This window comes from Arthrobacter sp. MYb227, from assembly GCF_002975435.1.
Lineage (GTDB): Bacteria > Actinomycetota > Actinomycetes > Actinomycetales > Micrococcaceae > Paeniglutamicibacter.
In genome coordinates, this window is record NZ_PCPT01000001.1 from 294,586 (window position 1) to 317,191 (window position 22,606).

General features: G+C 55.9%; 26 protein-coding genes. 12 read left to right on the plus strand and 14 right to left on the minus strand.

Going from position 1 to position 22,606, the window contains the following annotated elements:
- Nucleotides 1–83: 83 nt before the first annotated feature.
- From CQ018_RS01315 to CQ018_RS01325, 3 genes are read left to right on the plus strand one after another with little or no spacing between them, the layout of a single operon-like run.
- On the plus strand, nucleotides 84–1,391 hold the full coding sequence (locus CQ018_RS01315; RefSeq protein WP_105548168.1) for a magnesium transporter MgtE N-terminal domain-containing protein: 1,308 nt from the start codon (nucleotides 84–86) through the stop codon (nucleotides 1,389–1,391).
- Nucleotides 1,384–2,028 carry a DUF1003 domain-containing protein gene (locus CQ018_RS01320; RefSeq protein ID WP_105548169.1) on the plus strand — a complete coding sequence of 215 codons (645 nt, stop codon included), beginning with the start codon at nucleotides 1,384–1,386 and terminating at the stop codon, nucleotides 2,026–2,028. The genes CQ018_RS01315 and CQ018_RS01320 overlap by 8 nt, the downstream gene beginning before the upstream one ends.
- Complete coding sequence (locus tag CQ018_RS01325) at nucleotides 2,025–3,134, plus strand: Mrp/NBP35 family ATP-binding protein (RefSeq protein WP_105548170.1); 1,110 nt, start codon at nucleotides 2,025–2,027, stop codon at nucleotides 3,132–3,134. The genes CQ018_RS01320 and CQ018_RS01325 overlap by 4 nt, the downstream gene beginning before the upstream one ends.
- A 123-nt stretch (nucleotides 3,135–3,257) precedes the next feature.
- Here CQ018_RS01325 and CQ018_RS01330 read toward each other — a convergent pair whose 3' ends face one another.
- Genes CQ018_RS01330 through sigE form a run of 3 tightly spaced genes read right to left on the minus strand, consistent with a single transcriptional unit; the run spans nucleotide 3,258 to nucleotide 5,222 of the window.
- Nucleotides 3,258–3,635 carry a sec-independent translocase gene (locus tag CQ018_RS01330; RefSeq protein ID WP_105548171.1) on the minus strand — a complete coding sequence of 126 codons (378 nt, stop codon included), beginning with the start codon at nucleotides 3,633–3,635 and terminating at the stop codon, nucleotides 3,258–3,260.
- Between the two features lie 42 nt (nucleotides 3,636–3,677).
- Complete coding sequence (locus CQ018_RS01335) at nucleotides 3,678–4,598, minus strand: hypothetical protein (RefSeq protein ID WP_105548172.1); 921 nt, start codon at nucleotides 4,596–4,598, stop codon at nucleotides 3,678–3,680.
- A gap of 3 nt (nucleotides 4,599–4,601) precedes the next feature.
- The gene (gene sigE, locus CQ018_RS01340; protein ID WP_181149714.1) at nucleotides 4,602–5,222 is read right to left on the minus strand and encodes an RNA polymerase sigma factor SigE; all 621 of its coding nucleotides are present in this window, start codon (nucleotides 5,220–5,222) and stop codon (nucleotides 4,602–4,604) included.
- Nucleotides 5,223–5,425: 203 nt separating this feature from the next.
- Between sigE and CQ018_RS01345 the strand changes: the two genes are divergently transcribed.
- Complete coding sequence (locus CQ018_RS01345; protein ID WP_105548174.1) at nucleotides 5,426–6,073, plus strand: O-methyltransferase; 648 nt, start codon at nucleotides 5,426–5,428, stop codon at nucleotides 6,071–6,073.
- Between the two features lie 128 nt (nucleotides 6,074–6,201).
- On the opposite strand, the gene CQ018_RS01350 is transcribed toward CQ018_RS01345, so the two are convergent.
- The 3 genes from CQ018_RS01350 to CQ018_RS01360 form a co-directional block, all read right to left on the minus strand.
- Nucleotides 6,202–6,369: a DUF3117 domain-containing protein gene (locus CQ018_RS01350; protein ID WP_105548175.1), complete on the minus strand. Its 168-nt coding sequence runs from the start codon at nucleotides 6,367–6,369 to the stop codon at nucleotides 6,202–6,204.
- Between the two features lie 111 nt (nucleotides 6,370–6,480).
- Nucleotides 6,481–6,837, minus strand: coding sequence for a DivIVA domain-containing protein (locus CQ018_RS01355; protein WP_258142360.1), 357 nt, complete (start codon nucleotides 6,835–6,837; stop codon nucleotides 6,481–6,483).
- Nucleotides 6,838–6,894: 57 nt separating this feature from the next.
- A complete protein-coding gene (locus CQ018_RS01360) occupies nucleotides 6,895–7,683 on the minus strand; it encodes a TIGR00730 family Rossman fold protein (protein WP_105548662.1) in 789 nt (262 codons plus the stop codon).
- Nucleotides 7,684–7,855: 172 nt separating this feature from the next.
- Between CQ018_RS01360 and CQ018_RS01365 the strand changes: the two genes are divergently transcribed.
- From CQ018_RS01365 to CQ018_RS01380, 4 genes are all read left to right on the plus strand, one after another.
- The gene (locus CQ018_RS01365; RefSeq protein ID WP_105548663.1) at nucleotides 7,856–8,584 is read left to right on the plus strand and encodes an amino acid ABC transporter ATP-binding protein; all 729 of its coding nucleotides are present in this window, start codon (nucleotides 7,856–7,858) and stop codon (nucleotides 8,582–8,584) included.
- Nucleotides 8,585–8,657: 73 nt separating this feature from the next.
- Entirely contained in the window at nucleotides 8,658–9,479 is an 822-nt protein-coding gene (locus tag CQ018_RS01370; RefSeq protein WP_105548176.1) for a glutamate ABC transporter substrate-binding protein, read from the plus strand.
- A gap of 111 nt (nucleotides 9,480–9,590) precedes the next feature.
- Complete coding sequence (locus tag CQ018_RS01375) at nucleotides 9,591–10,268, plus strand: amino acid ABC transporter permease (RefSeq protein ID WP_105548177.1); 678 nt, start codon at nucleotides 9,591–9,593, stop codon at nucleotides 10,266–10,268.
- Nucleotides 10,265–11,131 (plus strand): amino acid ABC transporter permease, encoded by an 867-nt coding sequence (locus CQ018_RS01380; RefSeq protein WP_105548178.1) that lies wholly within the window; start codon nucleotides 10,265–10,267, stop codon nucleotides 11,129–11,131. Before CQ018_RS01375 ends, CQ018_RS01380 begins: the two co-directional genes overlap by 4 nt.
- Nucleotides 11,132–11,264: 133 nt before the next feature.
- Here the strand turns inward: CQ018_RS01380 and dapE are convergent, their stop codons facing one another.
- Nucleotides 11,265–12,413 (minus strand): succinyl-diaminopimelate desuccinylase, encoded by a 1,149-nt coding sequence (gene dapE / locus CQ018_RS01385; RefSeq protein ID WP_105548179.1) that lies wholly within the window; start codon nucleotides 12,411–12,413, stop codon nucleotides 11,265–11,267.
- Between the two features lie 43 nt (nucleotides 12,414–12,456).
- Here dapE and dapD point away from each other — a divergent pair, with 43 nt between their 5' ends.
- Both dapD and CQ018_RS01395 read left to right on the plus strand, forming a co-directional pair.
- Nucleotides 12,457–13,416, plus strand: a complete 960-nt coding sequence (dapD, locus tag CQ018_RS01390; RefSeq protein WP_105548180.1) for a 2,3,4,5-tetrahydropyridine-2,6-dicarboxylate N-succinyltransferase — start codon at nucleotides 12,457–12,459, stop codon at nucleotides 13,414–13,416.
- A complete protein-coding gene (locus tag CQ018_RS01395) occupies nucleotides 13,406–14,314 on the plus strand; it encodes a hypothetical protein (protein WP_105548181.1) in 909 nt (302 codons plus the stop codon). Before dapD ends, CQ018_RS01395 begins: the two co-directional genes overlap by 11 nt.
- A gap of 65 nt (nucleotides 14,315–14,379) precedes the next feature.
- On the opposite strand, the gene CQ018_RS01400 is transcribed toward CQ018_RS01395, so the two are convergent.
- From CQ018_RS01400 to fdxA, 4 genes are all read right to left on the minus strand, one after another.
- A complete protein-coding gene (locus CQ018_RS01400) occupies nucleotides 14,380–14,925 on the minus strand; it encodes a hypothetical protein (protein ID WP_105548182.1) in 546 nt (181 codons plus the stop codon).
- 287 nt (nucleotides 14,926–15,212) lie between these two features.
- Nucleotides 15,213–16,496 (minus strand): citrate synthase, encoded by a 1,284-nt coding sequence (locus tag CQ018_RS01405; protein ID WP_105548183.1) that lies wholly within the window; start codon nucleotides 16,494–16,496, stop codon nucleotides 15,213–15,215.
- Nucleotides 16,497–16,599: 103 nt separating this feature from the next.
- Nucleotides 16,600–17,709 carry a succinyldiaminopimelate transaminase gene (dapC, locus tag CQ018_RS01410; protein WP_105548184.1) on the minus strand — a complete coding sequence of 370 codons (1,110 nt, stop codon included), beginning with the start codon at nucleotides 17,707–17,709 and terminating at the stop codon, nucleotides 16,600–16,602.
- 9 nt (nucleotides 17,710–17,718) lie between these two features.
- The gene (gene fdxA, locus CQ018_RS01415; RefSeq protein ID WP_105548185.1) at nucleotides 17,719–18,042 is read right to left on the minus strand and encodes a ferredoxin; all 324 of its coding nucleotides are present in this window, start codon (nucleotides 18,040–18,042) and stop codon (nucleotides 17,719–17,721) included.
- 178 nt (nucleotides 18,043–18,220) lie between these two features.
- On the opposite strand from fdxA, the gene CQ018_RS01420 reads away from it, so the two are divergent.
- Nucleotides 18,221–18,475: a hypothetical protein gene (locus tag CQ018_RS01420; protein WP_105548186.1), complete on the plus strand. Its 255-nt coding sequence runs from the start codon at nucleotides 18,221–18,223 to the stop codon at nucleotides 18,473–18,475.
- A gap of 113 nt (nucleotides 18,476–18,588) precedes the next feature.
- Nucleotides 18,589–19,083 (plus strand): helix-turn-helix domain-containing protein, encoded by a 495-nt coding sequence (locus CQ018_RS01425; RefSeq protein ID WP_105548187.1) that lies wholly within the window; start codon nucleotides 18,589–18,591, stop codon nucleotides 19,081–19,083.
- A 128-nt stretch (nucleotides 19,084–19,211) separates the two neighbouring features.
- Here the strand turns inward: CQ018_RS01425 and CQ018_RS01430 are convergent, their stop codons facing one another.
- The 3 genes from CQ018_RS01430 to CQ018_RS01440 form a co-directional block, all read right to left on the minus strand.
- Nucleotides 19,212–19,667 carry a hypothetical protein gene (locus tag CQ018_RS01430; RefSeq protein WP_146111787.1) on the minus strand — a complete coding sequence of 152 codons (456 nt, stop codon included), beginning with the start codon at nucleotides 19,665–19,667 and terminating at the stop codon, nucleotides 19,212–19,214.
- Entirely contained in the window at nucleotides 19,633–21,543 is a 1,911-nt protein-coding gene (gene typA / locus CQ018_RS01435) for a translational GTPase TypA (protein WP_105548189.1), read from the minus strand. Before typA ends, CQ018_RS01430 begins: the two co-directional genes overlap by 35 nt.
- A gap of 481 nt (nucleotides 21,544–22,024) precedes the next feature.
- Nucleotides 22,025–22,483, minus strand: coding sequence for a GNAT family N-acetyltransferase (locus CQ018_RS01440; RefSeq protein ID WP_105548190.1), 459 nt, complete (start codon nucleotides 22,481–22,483; stop codon nucleotides 22,025–22,027).
- Nucleotides 22,484–22,606 lie beyond the last annotated feature (123 nt).

Genomic DNA, 22,606 nt, shown 5'->3' on the forward strand with positions numbered 1-22,606 from the left:
CTGGTCACAGCCGCTGCCTGCCCTAGGAGGGGTCAGCGGTGCCTTATGTGCTTGGGCGCTGACAAGGCAGTAGCCTAGAGAGCGTGAGCAGCAATTCTTCGAAGGTCTTCATTGCACGCCTCTTGGGACTTGATGTGTTCGACCCCATGGGCGATCGTCTGGGCAGGTTGCGGGACGTCGTGGTCATCTCCCGCGTGCTCTCCAAACCCGCCCAATGCGTTGGCGTGGTCGTTGAGGTGCCAGGAAAACGGCGCGTCTTTGTTCCCATGACCCGCATTCAGGCCATGGAATCCGGACAGATCATTTGTACCGGGCTGGTGAACATGCGCCGTTTTGTGCAGCGCGGCGCCGAAATTCTTGTTGCAGCAGAACTTTTTGACCGTCGCGTCGTCTTCGAAGATGGCAGCGGCAATGCGACAGTCGAAGACATTGGGCTGAGCCAGGAACGCAACGGGGATTGGATCATCTCCGATTACTTTGTGCGCCGTGGCGAGCCTGCCACCGGTCTGTTAGGGCTGCGCCGAACCCGTGGGGAACGCTTGCTGGTCCCCTGGGACGCAATAGTTCACACGGCATTACACGAACCACAGGCCGCCGGAACGTATGTTGCAGCGCACGACGAAATGAAGCCGGCCGACTTTGCCGATGCACTTCACGAAATGAACCACAAGCGTCGTGTGGAAGTTGCCTCCGAGCTGCAAGATGACCGTTTGGCCGATGTTCTGCAGGAAATGCCCGATGATGAACAGGTACAGATTATCTCCGCGCTAGATATGGAACGCGCGGCAGACGTCCTTGAAGAAATGGACCCTGACGACGCGGCCGACCTCCTGGCCGAGCTCAGCGAAGACACTAAACATGCACTACTTGAGCTCATGGAGCCCGAGGAAGCTCGCGATGTGCGTCGATTGCTCGAATACGCCGAAGGCACCGCCGGTTCCATGATGACTCCGGTCCCGGTGATCCTCTCCCCCGAGGCAACCGTTGCCGAGGCGTTGGCCTCGGTACGCCGCGAAGAACTCTCACCCGCGCTTGCCTCAACGGTCTATGTTGCCCGTCCGCCACTTGAGACACCCACCGGGCGCTACTTGGGGGCGGTGCACATCCAAGCTCTGCTGCGCACCCCGCCGCCGGAGTCGTTAGGCAATATCCTTGACACGCATCTTGAGCCCATATCCGATATGGCCGATGTCCCCGAGGTTGCCCGCACCCTTGCAACCTACAACCTCACATCATTGGGAGTCATCAACGACGAGGGCCGCCTGGTCGGCGCCGTGACAGTCGATGACGTCCTAGACCATCTGCTGCCGGAAGACTGGCGCACCCACGACGACAACCACGGAACACGCCCCATGTCGGGTCCTTCCGGGACGGGAGTAGCCAATGGCTGAAAAACGCGGCTCGGGGCTTGACACCCCTTTGGGCGCCCGCGCACGTTTCTTCCCCCGACTGGCACCGAACCCCGATGCGTTTGGTTCCAGCACTGAGAAGTTCGCCCGTTTCATGGGCACTCCGCAGTTCCTCGTCTACATGAGCATTTTCTGTGTCTTCTGGCTGATCTGGAATACCTGGGCACCGGAAACCTGGCGGTTTGACTCCGCTGCCCTCGGATTCACGGCACTGACCCTGATGCTCTCACTACAGGCCTCATATGCTGCCCCGTTGCTCTTGCTTGCCCAGAACCGGCAGGATGACCGCGACAAAGTGGCGCTTACCGATGACCGTGGACGCGCCGAACGCAACCTTGCAGATACCGAATATCTCACTCGTGAACTCGCCGCACTGCGCATCGCCTTGCGTGATGTAGCAACACGTGACTATGTACGTTCGGAATTGCGCTCGGTACTTGAAGAGATGTTAGAAACTGCGGACGGTGATGAGCTGCGTCTGCGTGGAAAGTCCCCCAAACGTCGTGAACGTGGTGGACCCGTCACCGGGCTCATCCCGCAGATCTCATCCGGCGCAAGCGGCGTTCAGGCCGATCCAGAATCACCAGCACCACCCGTAGAGAAGATTATTCCCTCATGAGTACCGAGCCACGGCTCTTTGAAGCATTATCGGCAGTCCAAGATCCAGAGTTGCGCCGACCAATTACCGATTTAGGCATGGTCGATTCGGCAGTACTTGAAGACGGCGTCGCAAGGGTCAAGATCCTCTTGACAATCGCCGGATGCCCCATGCGTTCAACCATCGAAGCGGATGTGACCTCCGCGCTGCTAACACTTGCCGAGGTGGCCGAGGTGGCCCTCGAACTTGGGGTCATGAGCCCACAACAGCGGGCCGAACTGCGCGACTCACTCAAGGCTCGCGCCGTGCCCTTCAGCGATCCACAATCGTTGACTCGAGTCATCGGCATTTCCAGCGGCAAAGGCGGTGTTGGAAAGTCGTCATTGACCGCAAATTTAGCCTGCGCCATGGCCGCCGATGGTTTGCGCGTGGGTCTCATCGATGCCGACGTCCACGGCTTCTCAATTCCCGGATTACTTGGAATACCCGGGGTCAAGCCAACCCGGGTCGATGAAATGATCCTGCCCCCGGTGGCACACGGGGTCAAAACTATCTCTATCGGTATGTTTGTTGATGACAATAAGCCAGTTATTTGGCGCGGGCCGATGCTTCACCGCGCCCTTGAGCAATTCCTCACCGATGTACATTTCGGTGATCTCGACGTCTTGTTGCTCGATCTGCCACCAGGAACAGGCGATATTGCCATTTCGGTCTCACAGCTAGTGCCTGGATCCGAATTAGTTGTCGTGACCACGCCACAAGCCGCTGCGGCGCAAGTTGCAGAACGTGCAGGTTCCATCGCCACCCAAACCGGGCAGAAGGTCATCGGTGTCATTGAAAATATGAGCTGGTTGCAATTGCCCGACGGTTCAACCATGGAATTGTTCGGCTCCGGCGGCGGAGCAGAGCTTAGCAAGCGGCTCAGCGCCACGCTAGGGCTCGAAGTACCACTTCTGGGCCAGATACCTCTAGACCCTGAGTTACGTGCCGGAGGCGACGCCGGAGTGCCGCTGGTGCTATCACATCCGCAGTCGGAAGCCGCCAGTGCAATAACTGAGATAGCCCGAGCGTTGACGCATCGTCCACGTGGTCTTGCCGGAAGAAAGCTCACAGTCTCACCGAGCTGATCCGGTTTCCCACGAATTTCGGGCTCTCACGGATCGCCTAGCTATGCCGGGGCAATAAATAATGCAGGTGTGATTACCGTCGAGGTCATCGCACCTGCATTATTTATGAACAGCTAAAAAGTATTACGTCGCTTCATAATCGAAGGGAGCCGGTTCGTCGGCAGCTAAGCGGTTCACGGGTACCGGAGAAATTGAGCGCTGCTGTACCGCACTGGGCTCTTTGGCCAGATCCACGGCTTCCTGAAAATCATCAAGCAAGGCTTCTTTAATGATCTTGCGTGGATCGTATTGGCGTGGGTCTAGCTTTCTCCAGTCCATGTCGACGATCTCATCGCCGACCTCATCGCGCAATTGCTCTTTAGCGCCGGTGGCCATCCGACGTAATTCCTTGACGAGGCGCGCAAGTTGGGCTGCATATTCGGGGAGCTTTTCGGGTCCCAAAATCACCACAGCCAAAATGGCCAGTACCACTAACTCACTACCATTGATTCCCAAAAACACCCTAGTAGACTATCTGCTTTCTTCAGAAGGTTTGAACAAAATCTAGTTCAAGTCCAAAACCAAGAGTTTTGATAGCCCACGCAGCAGCCGTTCTCCGACCTGATCTGAGTCCGTATCAAAGCTCCCAAAATGGGCGTGTTCACCAATGACTAGGCGTTGCATCAGTGATTCAAGATCCTTCTTCGACAGATTTGAGGTGATCGTGTACTTCACCTGATCCATGCTCAGCGTTGCGGTCCCCCGAGCGAAATCCACTGTCGCGCCTGCGGAGGCGCCAAGCCGGCGGCCAAGTTCGCTCATCGCGGCATCGACTACCTCGTTACCGGATTTTTTGGTCACCGGGGAATCGGCAGTTGCCAGCTTTTCCGTGCTGAAAATATTTCCCGGAAGTTCACGCGATTCGGTAAGCGTTACTTCCGAAGCATTGCGTTTCAGGACAATATCTACCTGGGCCTTTTCCGCGGTACGTATCCCGGTGGCCGAGGCAAGTTCGAATCCTGCGGCTTCAACCACCGGACAATTCCAGCCCGCCGCTCGAAGACCATTTAGATCATCGGTACTAAGTTTGGTGGCCTTGGCACTCCACGAACCAGTTGGGTCCTGCTGGGTTGCCGCAACAGCCGAGGAGCCACCCAGGCTCCAGACCAGTCCGACGAACGCTCCAAGGATGACCATCACGCCAAGAAGTGCGACAGTAGGAATCCACGGCCCGAAGCGCGTGGGGGTGTTTAGTTCCGCCTGACGATTCTCCGCTAGGGAGGCTCCCAAAAGTGTCTGCGCATTTAGCTGCGGACGCGAATACTCTAGTTCCGGGTCCCAAGCCGAAACCTCGCGTGAACTTGCAGCCTGAAGATGGTCCCAGCACAAGAGGCATCGATGCACATGTCTTTCGATGCTTCTTCGAGCCTTAGGGTCCAGCTCACCGGCCGCATAGGCACGGATCTGTGATGGTTGTGCGTGCATGTCCTAGCCGATTCCTGGCAGCGTCCGCCGGATCTTAGGAAGTGCAACCGTCACAGGACTCTTCGCTGCTGGGTTTCGGTGTGCAAGCTTTTCGCGAAGCGTTGCTCGTCCACGATGAATGCGCGAGCGAACGGTACCAAGCTTGACACCAAGGGCCTCCGAGACTTCCTCGTAGGAAAGACCTTCGAGATCACAAAGCACAATTGCCGCACGGAACTCCGGTGAGAGCGCATCGAGGGCTGCTTGTACATCGACATCAAGATTGTTGTATTCAAAGCTACGCTCTGGCCCGGGAGCGGTTCCTGGAAGCTTAGCCTCGGCTTCTTCACCCAAGCCGTCAAAGCGAATACGAGATTTGCGCCGGGTCTGATCCAGGAAGAGATTAGTGGTGATCCGATGCATCCAGCCGCCAATGGTCCCCGGCGTAAAGGTGTGCAGTGACCTAAAAACCCTGACGAAGGTTTCCTGCGCGAGATCCTCGGCGTCTTGCCTATTGCCGGTCAAGCGATAGGCCAAGCGATACACCCGCGGCGATTGCTCACTGACGATTTCATCCCAGCTGGGCACCTCAAAGGCGCCTAGCTCTCCAGATGAGATAGCTACGGGGTTCGAAGACGGCTTCAATGCGTTCACAGCTTCAATTCTTGCCCAGCCTCCTGAGCGAACCCTGAATACAGCCTGTGTTGGCCCTACGTATAGGATTCGAAACTTGAGGTGGGCCGACAGAGCTAGAATAAAAGTGCTGGCCCGGCATCAATCGGCCACCATACCCTCAACCGCGCCTGCCGACGCTTCGATATGCACCATGAACAGGATCTGACTCACCTATGAATCTTGATGTCTACAGCAGCTGGGCTTACACAGAAGCACAAGCCAAGGAAGACACTGTGATCGTGCGGGCACGAGAACGGGGACGCGAACTAGGTGTTGATTCGGTAGGACCCTCGACAGCAAATCTTCTCACTGTTTTGGCAGCGACCTCGGGGGCTCGCAACGTCGTGGAAGTTGGTTCCGGTGTTGGTGTCTCCGGAACGTGTCTCATGCGTGGGCTCGGTGCACAGGCGGCACTGACGACGATCGATATTGATGTCGATCATCTTGCAGCGGCACGCGAAGCCTTCACAGAAGCCGGTTTTGATCATTCCCGCATCCGCGCCATCTCGGGTAGAGCCGAAGCGGTCCTACCGCGGCTAACCGATGCCGCTTACGACATAGTGTTCCTCGATGCAGATAAATTAAATCTTGCCGAATATCTGAGCCAAGCAATACGGCTGGTCAAAGTCGGTGGCATGATCCTCTTGCACGATGCATTCGACCAGCACCGAGTTGCCAAGCCGGCGGTACGGCTACCGAGCACCATCGCTACCCGCAATGCAACAAAGATGCTGCAATCCGATGAACGTTTTCGCACATCGCTGGTACCCACGGGGGCTGGCCTCCTGATCGCTGCGCGCATCAAGGATATGCACGCCTAGCAACGCCGCCACGCACAACCGCATCCAAATATTCCCGCCCCCGTGGGCGTAGGGAATTGTTCTACATGACAAATGGGAGCCAACCTGAAAGGTTGACTCCCATTTATCGGTGCACTTCGAACCGAAAATTACTCGGTTGCCTCTACCAGGCAATCACGCAGGGCCGCTGCTTCTTCGGCATTGAGTTCAACTACCAGACGTCCGCCGCCGTCGATCGGCACGCGCATGATCAGGCTACGGCCTTCCTTGGTGACCTCCATCGGACCATCTCCGGTACGTGGTTTCATCGCAGCCATTAGCGCTGTCCCTTTCTTATGAGGTTCGGGGCTCAGAGCCCCTCACCCAGGTGGTGAGTTACTAGGCGAAATCCACGAGATCGCGAATCGCTTTCAACTTGCTAACTTCTATTATTCCGAAGAATCGCTCGTGTTGCTAATCACACGCACATTTCGGTGTTGCGCAATGACCTGATGCAACCTATCAATCTCTTCGGAAAGAGCATCTAAAACCTCGTCAACTTGATCACATCGATACCCCCGCAACGCGATGGAAAAACCCACAGAATCAATATCTGCCGCAGTTGGCTCGGCAGGCAAGAGCACCGGTGGAAGTGAAGCGACCGGCTCCACAAGCCCTTGAACAGCGCCACTTTTTGGCATGAATCGTGCGCCTTCATTTTGCTTGATGCCTCGACCCGAACCCACCCCGAGCACAACTGCCGCACCAAGTACCAGAATCGCAATGACCAACAACAAATAAATCATCTACTACCCTCCCCGAGGATCATCCAACGGAACACACAAAAAATCTGCGGCTGGCGCTTAGTCAGCTGCCGCGAATCCGTTGGAATGAGCAGAATCAACGACGATACGTACCGCTTCGTCAATATCGTCGGTCAACTGAATGAGGTCAAGGTCGGAGGGAGAGATCGCGCCTTCCTCAACAACCGTGTTGCGCAACCACTCAAGCAAAGGCCCCCAATAGTCGATTCCCACCAGCACGATCGGGAATCCGGTGACTTTCTCTGTCTGTACCAAGGTGACGGCCTCAAAAAGCTCATCCAAGGTCCCGTAGCCCCCGGGGAGCACAATGAATCCCTGGGAGTACTTGACGAACATGGTTTTGCGCGCGAAGAAGTATCTGAAGTTAATTCCCAGATCGACCCATTTATTCAGGCCCGTCTCAAATGGAAGCTCAATGCCCAAACCGACCGAAACACCGCCGGCCTCACAGGCACCCTTATTCGCGGCTTCCATCGCTCCTGGTCCACCACCGGTAATGACTGCAATACCGGCTTCGGCAATCATCCGACCAATGTCTTCGGCCTGTGTATAGCGTGCGGAATCACGTTTGGTACGTGCCGAGCCGAAAACACTAATCGCTGGCCCAAGCCCGGCAAGAGTGCCAAATCCTTCAACGAATTCGCTTTGAATGCGCAGCACACGCCACGGATCGGTATGTGTAAAGTCCTCGTTGTTTCGAGAGTCCAGCAAGTATCGATCTGACTGCGGAATATTGGCTTGTTCGCGACGAAGCACCACCGATCCTTTGCGTCGTGCCGGATCCGGCAGTTCATCGAAGTGTCTGGCTTGAGAATTCTGGCGTGGCATGAACCCCACTGTATCGGCAATACCCGGCTTCACTGGCTACGTCATGGTCAAATTAGGAAACGATTTGGCATACGTAGGGCGAAAAGTACGCATGATTCAGCTCACATCGGCTAAGGTCTTTCACATGAGCACTGATTCCACTGTAAGTAGCGCTGGGTCACAGACGACTCCGATCGTCAAACTGACTGACGTCAATAAGCACTACGGTCCTCTGCACGTGTTGCAGAACATCAACCTTGAAGTTACCAAGGGTGAGGTTGTTGTTGTCTTGGGTCCCTCCGGATCCGGCAAGTCAACCTTGTGCCGCACTATCAATCGTCTAGAAACCATCGACACTGGCAGCATCCAGATTGATGGCGAGGTACTGCCCGAAGAAGGCAAAGCCTTGGCAAATCTCCGCGCAGATGTCGGCATGGTCTTCCAGTCCTTTAACCTATTTGCGCACAAATCCATTTTGGAAAATGTGACACTGGGACCAATCAAGGTCAAAGGCATGAAGAAGGCCGAGGCGACGACCCTTGCCATCTCGCTGCTGGAACGAGTTGGGGTTGCCAACCAGAAAGATAAGCTTCCGGCGCAGCTTTCCGGTGGCCAACAGCAGCGTGTCGCCATCGCCCGCGCCTTGGCCATGAAACCAAAGGTCATGCTTTTCGATGAGCCAACCTCGGCACTCGATCCGGAAATGATCAATGAGGTTCTTGACACCATGATCGGGTTGGCCAAGGAAGGCATGACGATGATCGTTGTCACTCACGAGATGGGCTTCGCCCGTAAGGCTGCGGACCGCGTCATTTTCATGGCCGACGGGCAGATCGTTGAACAGGCAACACCTGAGCAGTTCTTCACCAACCCGCAGAGCGCCCGCGCCAAGGACTTCTTGGGCAAACTCATTACCAACTAGCTTTCATGTAGTTTTCTACGGCTCGATGGATGGGAAACTCGCTCCCGTCTTTGAACACAACCAAGGAGAAAAAATGCGTAAATCTCGCATCGCAGCAGTAGCAGCCATGGCGGCTGCGGCAGCATTGACCCTCAGCGCCTGTGGCGGTGGCGGTGGCGATTCCGCCGACAAGGTCAAGATCGGTATTAAATTCGACCAGCCAGGTGTCGGTTACAAGGACGGCGACAAGTACACGGGCTTCGACGTAGACGTCGCGAAGTATGTTGCCAAGGAATTGGGCTACGCAGAAGACAAGATCGAATTTATCTCCACCCCGTCTGCAAACCGCGAAACCTCGCTACAGAACAAGCAGGTCGACATGATCTTTGCTTCCTACTCGATCACCGACAAGCGTAAAGAGTCCGTCGCATTCGCCGGCCCATACCTGATTGCCGGCCAGGACCTGTTGGTTCCTGTCGATTCGGCGATCACTGGCCCTGAAGACCTCAACGGCAAGACCCTGTGCTCGGTCACCGGTTCGACCTCGGCTCAGAAGATCAAGGACACCTACGCCAAGGAAGTGCGCCTGCAGGAGCAGTCCGGCTACGCCGAGTGCCTCGGTGGCATGACCGGTGGCACGATCGATGCGGTTACCACCGATGACATCATCCTCGCTGGCCTTGCCGCACAGCCTGCAAACGCTGGCAAGTTCAAGGTTGTTGGCAAGCCATTTAGTGAAGAGCGCTACGGTGTGGGCCTGAACAAGGAATCCACCAAGTGTGCCGACATCAACAAGGCAATCAACAAGATGATTGATTCCGGTGAATGGGAGAAGGCTGTCAAGGCCAACACCGAGGGCACCGGCTACACCCCGAACCCGGCAGTTAACCCGCCGAAGACGGATGCCTGCGCCTAACCTACGGGCCAATACCTAAGAGTGTGTGCCCTCGCTGCAATCTAGTGGCGGGGGCACACACTGCTCTACCGGTTCGATCCACTCATCGACCGCTGAAATCGAGGCAGCAATATGGAGAAATATCTCTCCCTGTTCACCGAGTACAACATTCCCGCAGCCTTCTGGGTTAATATCCAGCTGACCTTCTGGGCCGCCATCGGCGCACTAGTGTTGGGCACCGTGCTGGCCATGATGCGCATCTCGCCGGTGCGTAGCTTTGCCGCATTCGGTACCGGCTATGTGAACATCATTCGTAACACCCCCCTAACCATCATCCTGCTCTTCGGCGTACTGGCCCTATACAACCAATTGGGCTTCACGCTTTCGAGCGACTTCGACCAGAACTTCTTCAACCTCGCGGTAATGGGCTTGGCGATCTATCACGCGGCATTCGTGTGCGAGGCAATCCGCTCCGGCGTCAATACGGTGCCGGTCGGCCAGGCCGAAGCGGCACGTGCCATTGGACTGAGCTTCTTCCCAGCCGCGCGCGAAGTCATCTTGCCTCAGGCATTCCGTGGCTCGGTTGTACCCCTGGGCAACGTACTGATTGCTCTGATCAAGAACTCGACGGTTGCTGCGGTGAGCTCGGTAGCCATTGAAGCGTCCTCCGTGATGAAACAGATGCTCGAATTTGAATCGAATCTGATCATCCCAATCTTCGCTACCTTCGCGATCGGTTTTGTCATTATCGTTATCCCGGTCGGTGTGCTGACCACCTGGCTCTCTAAGAAATTGGCGGTGGCCCGATGAGTGCATCAGTCCTTTTTGATACACCAGGCCCCAAGGCCAAGCGCCGGATTCTCCTGATCAATATCATCGGCGTTCTGCTGTTGCTGGCACTGCTTGTGGTGGTGGTTATCGGGCTCGCGAATAAGGGACAGATGGAGCCCTCGTTGTGGGCGACAATGTTCACTTCCAACGCCTGGACCAACTTCTTGCTACCCGGGTTGATCAATACGCTGAAGGCAGCAGGACTGGCCATCGTGCTTTCCATAGTCTTTGGTTTGGCCTTCGGTATGGGTCTGCTCTCCGAGTTGAAAGCTCTACGCTGGTTCTCAACGATCATCGTTGAATTCTTCCGGGCCGTTCCGGTGCTGCTGTTGATCGTTTTCTTCAATATCTTGCTTTCCCGTACCGGCATCGTCAACGGCACCGATTCCCCCTTCTGGGCCGTGGTTATTTCGCTGATGCTCTACAACGGTTCGGTCGTGGCGGAGCTAGTTCGTTCCGGTGTACGCAACCTACCCAAGGGGCAGCGCGAAGCGGGTATTGCGATCGGGCTAACCACCAACCAGTCACTGCGGTTGATCGAGATCCCCCAAGCACTGGTGGCAATGCTCCCGGCATTGATCGGACAGTTCGTCGTGATCTTGAAGGACTCGGCACTTGGCTACATCGTTGGATTTACCGAGTTGCTCTTCTACTCCCGTACCTTTGCTTCGGCCAACGGCAATATGCTTCAGGCTTTGCTCGTTGCCGCGGCGATATTCATTATCATCAACTTCGCATTGAGTAAGCTTGCCGAAATCGTCTCGCGTCGGCTCAGTAGCCGGATGCCAGATGGTAAAACGGCAGATCCGGATGCGGAGCTTGAGGCACCGGCGCTCGCATAAGACACCAGATCCCTCCTCATCAGCGACAACAACAAGGCCGCCGGATGTTTCCCCCTTTCAAAAGGGGGAAACATCCGGCGGCCTTTGCTGTCTACCTTCGATAAAAAGGCAGTTCCCTCATAAGTTTGTGGGATTAGCTTTCCAACCAGCTTTTCAGCGTGGAAAGAGCTGTGCGAATCGCTGGTGCCTGAACGTGTTCATCATCGGAATGAGCCAGTAACGCATCGCCCGGCCCAAAGTTCACGGCGGGGATTCCCAACTGGGAGAAACGTGCAACATCTGTCCAACCATACTTGGGCTTGGGCTCTTGCCCAACGGCCGCGACAAATGATGCTGCTGCTGGATGATGCAACCCGGGCCTAGCCCCCGGCGCACCATCGGTACGGATGATCTCAAAGTCCCTGAACAGTTCGAAGATATGAGCCTCGGCGGCGGCAACGTCCTTACTGGGCGCGAATCGATAATTGATTTCAACTTCACAGAAGTCGGGAATCACGTTGCCTGCAATACCACCAGTAATACGCACTGCATTGAGTGATTCGCGGTAGGCAAGACCATCGACATCAACTGTTTGTGGCTGATAATCGGCAAGAATTTTGAGCACCGGTGTCACAGCATGGATAGCGTTCTTTCCCATCCAGGCACGCGCAGAATGCGCGGCGACCCCACGAGTTCGTACCCGGTAACGGCTAGTTCCATTGCAACCGCCCTCAACCGTGCCATCGGTGGGTTCTAGCAGGACTGCAAAGTCACCACCGAGAAGTTCCGGGCAATTCCTAAACAATCGACCCAGACCAGATTTGGAACCCTCGACCTCTTCATGATCATAGAAAATGAAGGTGATATCCCGTGCCGGGGCTTTCAACGACGCGGCAAGAGCAAGCTGCACCGCAACCCCACCCTTCATGTCTGTGGCTCCGCGCCCGTAGAGTGTCTCCCCCTCCCAACTCACCGGCACAGTTCCACGGGCACCCTCGAGGGTTGGCAGTGGAACTGTGTCTAGGTGCCCGGCAAGAATGACGCGCTCCTCGCGTCCAAGCACGGTACGTGCAACGATTGCGTCCCCGTCACGGTGAACCTGCAAGTGCGGGTAGTCCTTCAGTGCACGCTCAATGGCATCGGCCAAGGCCGTTTCATTCCCGGAGACCGACTCAATGTTCATTAATGTGGCAGTTAGTTGCGCTACGTCTTGCTCCAGATCTAGCTCGATTGGCGCTTGACTCGAAGCCCTTGCTGCCGCCGGGGCACTGGATGTTTGCTTGTTGGTCGCTGGTTCACTCATCACAATTCCAGATTAGTGTGTAGCGCCACGTTAGGATTGATTCATGACACAGCAGGACACCAGCACCGCAGCTTCCCACCCGCAGCTTCGCATCGCCTCGGCTCATGGATTGGCAACGTACGGCGCCGATGGTTCGGTGCTTGATGTCTGGTTCCCCGATCCAATACTTGGCACGTTGGATCCGGCCGATCCACTTATCGGCGAGCTTTCCGCAGCCGCTATCGAAGATGCACCACGTGGTACGACCCAGCGCGTCATCTCACTGGAAATCAGCGTTGATGTTGCTCCCTACGATGCTGCAGATGTGTGGTTGCGTTTACATCTGCTTTCGCACCGTTTGGTTGCGCCAAATCAGATCAATTTAGATGGCGCATTTGGGTTACTCAATAACGTCGTGTGGACCAATTTTGGTCCATGTGCTGTCACCAACTTCGAGAAGACTCGGATGCGTTTGCGACACCGTGGAGTTCTCACCGTCTATGGCGTTGACAAGTTCCCACGCATGCTTGACTACGTAGTTCCAAGCGGCGTACGCATCGCCGATGCAGGACGTGTCCGCTTGGGTGCGCACCTCGCCCCGGGAACCACTGTGATGCACGAAGGGTTCGTAAACTTCAATGCAGGAACGCTGGGAACCTCAATGGTCGAGGGACGCATTTCTGCCTCGGTAGTTGTGGGCAACGGCTCTGATGTTGGTGGTGGCGCCTCAATCATGGGTACACTCTCCGGTGGTGGTAAAGAGCGCATTAGCATTGGTGAGCGTGTCCTGTTGGGCGCGAATTCCGGAGTTGGAATTTCCATTGGTAATGACTGTGTCGTTGAGGCCGGACTGTACGTTACGGCTGGCACTCGCGTTCAGGTGGGAGAAAATATTGTGAAAGCTTCACAACTTTCCGGTGTTCCGAACTTGCTTTTCCGCCGCAACTCAATATCCGGGGCGGTCGAAGCATTGCCACGGTCCGGTCAACACGTGGAATTGAACAGTATCCTGCATGCCAACTAATGCCCACCACAGGGTCCTTTCGATGGGTTCAAATCCCGAATCTAGGCACCCCAAACATAAGCGTTCACGAAATTGGGGCCGCACCTTTCTGGTACTTGTGCTTGCCGGTGGTCTCATTGGCGGAGGTTTATACGCTGCTACGAATTTTATTGGACTCAACGAGTCAACGGTGCGCGAACGTTGTAGCGCGGTTGTTGCGGGCCAGAAGTTTTCGTTAAACCCGGAGCAAAGTGCAAATGCTGCCCTGATCGCCTCCGTTGCCATTAAACGTGGTCTTAATGAACGGGCAGCACAAATTGGGATTGCTACAGCCATGCAGGAATCGAAGCTGACAAACATCGATTATGGAGATAACGCCGGTCCAGATTCGCGTGGTTTATTCCAGCAGCGACCCACGATGGGTTGGGGAACAGAAGCTGAAGTCATGGATCCGATTTATGCTGCCAACAGGTTCTTCCAGGAATTAGAGACCTTCGATTACGCTTCGATGCCGCTAACGGATGCGGCTCAAAAGGTACAACGTAGTGCCTATCCGCTGGCGTATGCCAAACACGAGGAACTTGCCAAGGCCTTTGCTACTCCGTTGACTGGCAATGCCGACTCCGCGCTTAATTGCACTTTACGCCCCACAGATATTGCCGGATCCCCTAAAACTACCGCCGGAACGCTCAAGGCAGCAACTGGCATCAAAGACACCACGATCGAGGGCTCACGGCTCAAGGTTTCGGTGAATGGTAAACAGGGTTGGGCCGTGGCTCAATGGGCAGTTGCCAATGCCAGTGCTTTAGACATTGAGGCCGTCGGCTACGCCGGATTGGTGTGGAACCGTTCTCAGGGCTTGTGGGCCCCTGCCTCGACAACCGATGGCCAAGTAGTCATACAGCTTGCAACGTCGTAATTCTTAGCTGCCAACAACTACTTCTACGATGCACCGAATGTCTGCGCATGCGTGCTTCTCATACTCTATTTGATCATTGAGATAATCGGGCCGAGGTAGCTGCGGAAAAGCTCTGCATCATGAACCAGACTTTGACTGATCAACACGGTATTTGGTTCGACAAACCAGGCCCGTGGCTCGGCCAAGGGCAACTCAACTAGCTGCAGGTGCACGTCGGTTGAGCCCACGGCACCAAGCTCGTGCTCAAAAAAGACCTCCGAAACAAGGATCGAGCGCTCGGAAGTGTTCCTACGGCAATAATCCTGGTACTCCCCCATCCGGCTCTGCGTCCAGGTGTATGCGGTTCCGTAGTGTGCACGTAAGAGTTGTTGCAGGCTTGGAGAATCGTCAAACTGAATAAAGTCTGGTTCAAAATCTAAATCTAAGGGGCCCAACCCATCTCGCAGAATCCGTTCGAACCAGGTTTGCCATTCCTGGCGTAACTCTCCGGCCGACTCTCTAGCAAGTTCACCCGCCGCCGATGGCTTCACCTTTGGACTCAAAGGCGCAAGCGCCGGAGTTCCCATGGGTTCGATAGCTGCCAGATCCCTAATGTAGAGAGCTAACAACATTTCGCGGTGGATATCGGCTGAAACTCTCCAGCCGGGACCAGACTCTTGAACCATCAGGCACACTCGTTTCAGTAAAAACATCGCCTATTTCAAGGATAGCCCCGATTCTGAGACTTGCCGAGGAAAGTTCGGTGCGGCACCTACCCGGTGCTTCAATGTTTTGCCCACAAATGCCATGAGGCTCGCAGGGAGTGCACCTCGAATAATTCGAGGAGTTCTCCCTGCGAGCCTCATTAGTAAGACGCTTCTGCTGAGCCCTAATACTCTAGGACTCACCACCCACCGGTTTAGCGGTTCGGGTAGTCGCGCTCTGTTTCTCCGATGTAGAGCTGGCGCGGACGGCCAATCTTCATTTCCGGATCAAGCAGCATTTCACGGTACTGGGCAATCCAGCCCGGCAAACGGCCAATGGCGAACAGAACCGTGAACATCTTCTCCGGGAAGCCCATAGCCTTGTAGATTAGGCCGGTGTAGAAATCCACGTTCGGGTAGAGCTTGCGGGAGATGAAGTAATCATCGTTTAGTGCGCGCTCTTCCAGAGACATCGCAATATCCAACAATTCGTCGTTGCCGCCGAGGTTGGAGAGGATCTCGTGTGCCGTGTTCTTGATGATCTTGGCACGCGGATCGTAGTTCTTGTAGACACGGTGTCCGAAGCCCATGAGGCGGACTCCGTCTTCCTTGTTCTTGACCTTCTCCATGAAGTCGGCAGGCTTCAGCCCGTCGTTCTGGATCTGGCGCAGCATCTTCAGCACTGCCTCATTTGCACCGCCGTGAGCCGGGCCGAAGAGCGCGTTGATACCTGCGGATACCGACGCGAACATGTTCGCGTTCGAGGAACCCACCAGGCGCACCGTGGAAGTCGAGCAGTTCTGCTCGTGGTCCGCGTGCAAGATCAGCAGCTGGTCAAGTGCCTTGACCATGACCGGGTCAAGGTCGTAAGGCTCTGCCGCAAGGCCGAAGCTTAGACGCATGAAGTTCTCGACGAGGTTCATCGAGTTATCCGGGTAGAGCAGTGCTTGACCGATCGACTTCTTGTGCGCGTAGGCGGCAAGAACTGGCATCTTGGCCAGCAGTCGGATGGTAGAAAGCTCTACCTGCTCCTCGTCGAATGGATCCAGGGAATCCTGGTACCAGGTCGACAGGGCCGAAACGGCCGAGGAAAGCACCGGCATCGGGTGCGCGTCACGCGGGAAACCGCCGAAGAAGCCCTTGAGCTCTTCGTGCAGCAGCGTGTGACGGCGGATCTTCTGGTCAAAGTTCTCCAGCTCGGTGGCTGTGGGAAGGTTGCCGTAGATCAGCAAGTAGCTGGTTTCGAGGAAGCTTGATTTCTCAGCAAGCTGCTCGATGGGGTAACCGCGGTAGCGCAGGATGCCTGCGTCGCCGTCGATAAAAGTAATTGCGGACTTGGTCGCCGCGGTGTTCATGAAGCCTGGGTCGTATGTAACGCCGCCAGTCTGCTTCAGAAGCGGTGCGATGTTAAAGCCATTGTTGCCTTCTACAGCGGGCACAACAGGGAGTTCGATGTTGTTGCCGCCGAAGCTGAGCTGAGCAGAATTGTTTTCCGTCATTGCCTCTCCTAACCGGAATACAGATGGATCCGATGGTCAGTAATCAGTGCCACGCTACCGCGTAGTAGGCACCTGACACCAATCGGTTGGTCACGTTTTGGACTCAGCGAGCCGCATTCAACCGCTGAACGGCACTAGCGATCCGTTCATCGCTTGCGGTCAGTGCAATTCGCACATATTTGTTACCTGCGTCGCCGTAAAAGGCTCCGGGCCCTGCGATGATTCCCAGCTCCGCCAATCGTCCCATGGTGATCCAGCAATCTTCGTCTGCCGTGCACCATAAATACAGTCCGGCAACTGAGTCTTCGATGCGTAATCCGAAGCCTTCAAGGGCGGGGATTAGAGCCTCTCGACGCGCACGATATAGGGATTTTTGCGCGGCAACATGCGCCTCATCGGCCAACGCCACACGCATTGCGTCTTGCACCGGTGCTGGCACAATCATGCCCGCATGCTTACGGCTGTTGATCAGCGCCGGCATGAGGTCCGGAGCACCCGCGACGAATGCCGCGCGGTAGCCCGCGAGGTTCGATTGCTTGGACAGCGAGTACACCGAAATTAGGCCGGTGTGATCTCCGCCACTTACCGCGTCTTCGAGCAGACTCGGCACGCCTTTTTCGTACTCCCCCCACCCCAATTCCGCGTAGCACTCATCGGATGCCACTATCGCTCCGATAGCGCGAACTTCGTCAACCAAGGCTTTTAGCTCGCTTGTGTTACGAACTATTCCGGTGGGATTCCCCGGGGAGTTCACCCACACCAGCTTGACGCGTTCCCGGTCTGCGTTGGAGAGCTCCGAGAGGGTGTCGGCAGCAATGGAATCCGCTCCGGCAAGCCTTGCACCCATGTCATAGGTCGGGTAGGCAACCTTGGGTCGCACCACCAGGTCCCCGACTCCGAGTCCCAGCAGTAGCGGCAGCCAGGCCACCATCTCCTTGGAGCCGACTGTGGGCATGACATTATCTGGGGATAGGCCATGAACATTGCGGCGGCGGGCATACCATTCGACAATTGCCTCACGTAGCTCCAACTTCCCGTGGGTCGTCGGATAGCCGGGGGCATTAGCACCCGCGCGCAGGGCATCCTGGATAATCTCCGGGGTCGGGTCAACGGGAGTGCCGATGGATAGATCGGCGGCACCTTCGGGGTGCTCGGAAGCCTTGGCAGTAAATGGCGCCAAGGCACTCCACGGGTATTCGGGAAGAATCAGCATACCCGAGACTTATTCTTGGTTCTGCGGCGGCAGAGCGGCCACGATTGGGTGATCAATGCCCATGTTGCCAAGTTTGGCTGCCCCACCGGGAGATCCAACCTCGTCGAAGAACTCAACGTTCGCCTTGTAATATTCGGCCCATTCTTCTGGCACGTCATCTTCGTAGTAGATGGCCTCAACCGGACACACCGGTTCACAGGCACCGCAGTCGACACATTCGTCCGGGTGAATGTATAGCGCTCGCTCACCCTCATAGATACAGTCAACAGGGCATTCTTCGATGCAGGCCTTGTCTTTAACGTCGACGCATGGCTGGGCGATGATGTAGGTCACGGTACCCGGGGCCTTCCTTTACTGCGAGATTATTCGGTGGCATGCCAATAAGAAGACATGCATGCATCCAGCTTAGTCCGCGGCACCCAAGTTTGCCGCGCCCACTTCCATAATCTGTGCGTTTTTACGCTTTCACGCCCGCTCGGCCCCCAGAACCACAGCACCTAGACTTATTTGTATGAACTCAGATCTTTTCGCTTCCTTGGCCGTTGGAGCACGCGTGGTGGTGCGTTACCGGCTTGCGCCAAAGAATTTGGGAATAGCCGGGGAGTCAGTGACCGACGCGCTTGGCTATCTTGAAGAAATCAATGAGACCTCGGTGACAGTTAAGACTCGCGAAGCTACTGTCCACATCGAACGTTCGCTGATTACCCACGCCAAGGAAGTTCCACCACCACCGGTTCGGCGCACTTCCTTGCCGCGGCAGAGCTAAGCCACCACGAAACGTCAAATACGCGGCTTGGTCCAAGCCAACGAAGCAGTCGGGCGCAACACATGTGATTTGAATGTTTCAATCAGTCGCAGTTTTTCCCGTATGCTGATTCCATGGCCACAGATGAAGAGGTTCAGGCTCGGGCACGGGCACTTAGCTCACCGCTGCGTCTACGCATTTTACGACTCTGCCTACACGAATCACGCACCAATAAAGAGATCGCAGATCTGCTGGATATCAACCCAGCTACCTCGCTTCACCATGTGCGTACGTTGCTTGCCAATGGATTCCTTGCTGCCGAAGAAACCCGCCGCGGTAACCGCGGGGCCAAGGAAGTGCCCTACCGAAGCACCAAACTCTCTTGGGGCACCAAACTCCCCGATGCCGCTCCCCTCCTGGTGGACACATTCCTGCAGGAAATTGATGGGCTGGCACCCGAAGAAATTCAGGTCCTTCGCGTGGGATTAAAACTCACGGAAGACACCCAGAAGGAAATGATGGCGCGCATCCACTCTGTTATCGAAGATTACGCAATGCGTGATCCCGAAACAGATGGAGTAGCCACATCACTATTCCTAGCCCATCATTTAGATCTCAACGGCAAATAATTCTTCTCACCGTGAGTATCGGTACACCTCGAAGTCTCTAATCACTGACGCATTCCCTTGAACAAAAAGGTTGGGCCTAGAAAGCTAAAACTTTCTAGGCCCAACCTTTTGTTGCACTTACGTGTAAATTATGCGGTTATTTGTGATCGCACACGCAGATGGCGTGAAACCAGGAATATCGCGACGACTACAGGGACGATAATTCCGTACACCCAGATAATTCCCGCCAAGGCAGGGCCGGGCAACATCTGCAGGTATTGGGCCGAAACAATCATCTGGTTGTGAGAATCTGCCGAAAATAGTGCAACCAAAACATAGGTCGCCAAACCGGCAAGCGCACTGACCCATAATTTAGCGCGCCACATCCCCACCCAGTAGGAAAGCGCACCGGTAAGGATCAGCGCCAGCACCGCGCCCCACGGTAGTGGGGTATCCCCCACATACGCGATGGTTGCGTGCAGGATGGTGCCAACCACTGCGGCAAGCACCCCGGCAGCCAAAGCTACCAGGACGCTTACCAACGTCGCGGCTACGGAGCCGGCGGGCTGCTTAGGCTTTGGCTCGCGCACGGTTAGCCTTGGCACGCTCGTTAGCATTCAGGACAACCTTACGGATGCGAATTGCTTCCGGGGTGACCTCAACGCACTCGTCTTCGCGAGCGAATTCGAGGGACTCTTCGAGGGTCAGCTGACGCGGCGGAGTCATGTTCTCGAAGGTGTCCGAGGAAGCTGCACGCATGTTGGTGAGTTTCTTTTCCTTGGTGATGTTAACTTCCATGTCATCGGCGCGGGAGTTCTCACCAACGATCATGCCTTCGTAAACCTCGGAGGTCGGCTGCACGAAGAAGTTCATGCGCTCCTGCAAGTTGATCATGGCGAACGGGGTGACGACGCCGGCGCGGTCGGCAATGATCGAACCGTTGGTGCGGTATTCGATCGGGCCGTGCCATGGCTCGTAGCCTTCGGCCAATGAAGCTGCAATGCCTGCACCACGGGTGTCGGTCATGAAGCGGGTACGGAAACCGATCAGGCCACGGGCCGGAACGATGAATTCCATGCGGCACCAGCCGGTGCCGTGGTTTGCCATATTGACCATGCGGCCCTTGCGGGCAGCCATCAGCTGGGTCACGTTGCCGAGGTATTCTTCCGGCACGTCGATGGTCATGTGTTCCATCGGCTCTTGGATCTTGCCATCGATCTTCTGGGTGACAACCTGTGGCTTGCCAACGGTCAGTTCGAAACCTTCGCGACGCATCTGCTCGACGAGGATGGCTAGTGCAAGCTCGCCACGGCCCTGAACTTCCCAGGCATCCGGACGCTCTGTCGGAAGGATGTTCAGCGAAACGTTACCGATCAGTTCCTTGTCAAGGCGATCCTTGACCTGGCGTGCGGTAACCTTTGCGCCCTTGACCTTGCCGGCCAGCGGCGAGGTGTTGATACCAATGGTCATCGAGATGGCCGGTGGGTCAACGGTGATCAGCGGCAGCGGCTTCGGGTTCTCCAAGTCGGTGAGGGTTTCACCGATCATGATGTCTTCGATACCTGCAACGGCAACGATCTCGCCCGGGCCAGCCGATTCGGCTGGAACACGGGACAGACCCTTGGTGGCCAACAGTTCGGTGATCTTTACCGTCTTGATGGTGCCATCCTGGCGGGCCCAAGCAACCTGCTGGCCCTTGTGCAGGGTGCCGTTGAAGATACGCAGCAGCGCGAGACGACCCAGGAACGGCGAGGCGTCAAGGTTAGTGACGTGTGCCTGAAGGACTTCGCCTTCGGTGTAGGTAGGTGCCGGGACATGCTTGATGATGGTCTCGAACAGCGGCTCGAGATCTTCGCAATCCGGCAAGGTGCCATCGGCAGGCTGGTTGGTCGACGCGCGACCGGCCTTGCCCGAGGCGAAAACGACTGGAACGTTCAGGATCTTGTCCAGATCCAGATCCGGTGCTTCGTCGGCCAAGTCCGAGGCCAGGCCCAAGAGCAGGTCCATGGAATCGGAGATGACGCCGTCGATGCGAGCATCCGGGCGGTCGGTCTTGTTAACGACGATGATCACCGGCAGGTGAGCAACCAGTGCCTTACGCAGCACGAAGCGGGTCTGCGGCAGCGGACCTTCCGAGGAGTCAACGAGCAGCACAACGCCGTCAACCATGGACAGACCACGTTCAACTTCGCCACCGAAGTCGGCGTGACCCGGGGTGTCAATGATGTTCATGGTCATCTTGTGACCGTTGGCAGCCGGACCGTCGTAGAACACCGTGGTGTTCTTGGCCAGGATGGTGATGCCCTTTTCACGTTCAAGCTCGCCAGAGTCCATGACGCGATCTTCGGTTTCACCGTGGCTGTCGAATGCACCAGTGTGCTGGAGCATTGCGTTGACCATAGTGGTCTTGCCGTGGTCAACGTGCGCAACGATTGCTACGTTGCGCAGGTCTTCGCGACGAGTGATAGTGGAATCTGACATGCGAAAAGGCTCACTTCTTCTAGAGAGTTTTGGGTCTCGGGGATCGGGGCCACGACTGACCCAATTAACCATTCTAGTACTTCTGGAAAAACTGGCGGAAATCGTGCCGAACATCACCAGGGTTTTGAACAGGTATTTACCCTCGAATTCAGCGCCCTGTTGGACACCATAGCCTATTTCTGCCCGGAATTTCAGGGGTTTGCTGCAGAAGCTGCGAGCCGTAAATCACATATGAATTCACGGAAAACTACAAGCTTTTTGCTTCGCAAGTGGCAATTTGTGGCCCATGGCGTGCCCACCGCGGCACAAATCCCTCGGCAGAAAGTCATAGAAACGGGTGACGCGCCCGTGAGCAGGCACAAAATATGAGGTGACGGAGCGACATCGGTGCTTGGACGAGCAGCTGCTCTCGGGCAGTGTCGTCATCGCTCATCCAATGGACTCGAAACACTCTCCTACCCTGCGGTTTAGAGCCATGGGTTTAGAGCGGTTTAACCATGATCAGGCATGGAGTAGCCTCACCCCACAGGTCGGTTTCCTCCAGGGGTAAGAAGCCCATTCGTTCGTAAAAGTGACGGGTACGGGCATAGCCTGCATCGGGGTGGGAGTCGCCAAGAGTTTTGACTTCCAAAAGTCGCACCGAACGATCTATTGCATCGGCTTCGAGGGCATTAATCATTGCGGTGCCCACGCCGGAACCGTGATGCTCCCTTGCCACGATCATCAAGTGAATCTCAGCAACATGAGCAAAATGCCGATCTATAAGCGTTACACCAACAACAATGCCTTCGGCGGCGCGGACAGTCCATGTTTCTTTCTTGTGGGCAGCATGAATATACTCCGCGTTCGATTCGGGTTGACCGAACCATTCCGGAATAGTTTCTAAGAGCCGCGCAACATCGGTGGGAACGGATTCATCAAGTAGCGCAGTCCAAGGCATTTTCTAACCGATCTGGTGGGAATCGTGGAGTTGTATCGATCCGGTCTAGGCGCAACACAACATTTCCGGAGCAGGTCATGACGTCGATGGCTGTACGCCATTCTTGCACGGTAACTCAAGGGG

Excerpts from the sequence above, each read along its gene's own strand:
- CQ018_RS01320 (WP_105548169.1), top strand. The coding sequence starts at position 1,384 with ATGGCTGAAAAACGCGGCTCGGGGCTTGACACCCCTTTGGGCGCCCGC.
- CQ018_RS01325 (WP_105548170.1), top strand. The coding sequence starts at position 2,025 with ATGAGTACCGAGCCACGGCTCTTTGAAGCATTATCGGCAGTCCAAGAT.
- CQ018_RS01335 (WP_105548172.1), bottom strand. The coding sequence starts at position 4,598 with ATGCACGCACAACCATCACAGATCCGTGCCTATGCGGCCGGTGAGCTG.
- CQ018_RS01345 (WP_105548174.1), top strand. The coding sequence starts at position 5,426 with ATGAATCTTGATGTCTACAGCAGCTGGGCTTACACAGAAGCACAAGCC.
- CQ018_RS01350 (WP_105548175.1), bottom strand. The coding sequence starts at position 6,369 with ATGGCTGCGATGAAACCACGTACCGGAGATGGTCCGATGGAGGTCACC.
- CQ018_RS01355 (WP_258142360.1), bottom strand. The coding sequence starts at position 6,837 with ATGATTTATTTGTTGTTGGTCATTGCGATTCTGGTACTTGGTGCGGCA.
- CQ018_RS01360 (WP_105548662.1), bottom strand. The coding sequence starts at position 7,683 with ATGCCACGCCAGAATTCTCAAGCCAGACACTTCGATGAACTGCCGGAT.
- CQ018_RS01370 (WP_105548176.1), top strand. The coding sequence starts at position 8,658 with ATGCGTAAATCTCGCATCGCAGCAGTAGCAGCCATGGCGGCTGCGGCA.
- CQ018_RS01375 (WP_105548177.1), top strand. The coding sequence starts at position 9,591 with ATGGAGAAATATCTCTCCCTGTTCACCGAGTACAACATTCCCGCAGCC.
- CQ018_RS01380 (WP_105548178.1), top strand. The coding sequence starts at position 10,265 with ATGAGTGCATCAGTCCTTTTTGATACACCAGGCCCCAAGGCCAAGCGC.
- dapE (WP_105548179.1), bottom strand. The coding sequence starts at position 12,413 with ATGAGTGAACCAGCGACCAACAAGCAAACATCCAGTGCCCCGGCGGCA.
- dapD (WP_105548180.1), top strand. The coding sequence starts at position 12,457 with ATGACACAGCAGGACACCAGCACCGCAGCTTCCCACCCGCAGCTTCGC.
- CQ018_RS01395 (WP_105548181.1), top strand. The coding sequence starts at position 13,406 with ATGCCAACTAATGCCCACCACAGGGTCCTTTCGATGGGTTCAAATCCC.
- CQ018_RS01400 (WP_105548182.1), bottom strand. The coding sequence starts at position 14,925 with ATGTTGTTAGCTCTCTACATTAGGGATCTGGCAGCTATCGAACCCATG.
- CQ018_RS01405 (WP_105548183.1), bottom strand. The coding sequence starts at position 16,496 with ATGACGGAAAACAATTCTGCTCAGCTCAGCTTCGGCGGCAACAACATC.
- dapC (WP_105548184.1), bottom strand. The coding sequence starts at position 17,709 with ATGCTGATTCTTCCCGAATACCCGTGGAGTGCCTTGGCGCCATTTACT.
- CQ018_RS01420 (WP_105548186.1), top strand. The coding sequence starts at position 18,221 with ATGAACTCAGATCTTTTCGCTTCCTTGGCCGTTGGAGCACGCGTGGTG.
- CQ018_RS01425 (WP_105548187.1), top strand. The coding sequence starts at position 18,589 with ATGGCCACAGATGAAGAGGTTCAGGCTCGGGCACGGGCACTTAGCTCA.
- typA (WP_105548189.1), bottom strand. The coding sequence starts at position 21,543 with ATGTCAGATTCCACTATCACTCGTCGCGAAGACCTGCGCAACGTAGCA.
- CQ018_RS01440 (WP_105548190.1), bottom strand. The coding sequence starts at position 22,483 with ATGCCTTGGACTGCGCTACTTGATGAATCCGTTCCCACCGATGTTGCG.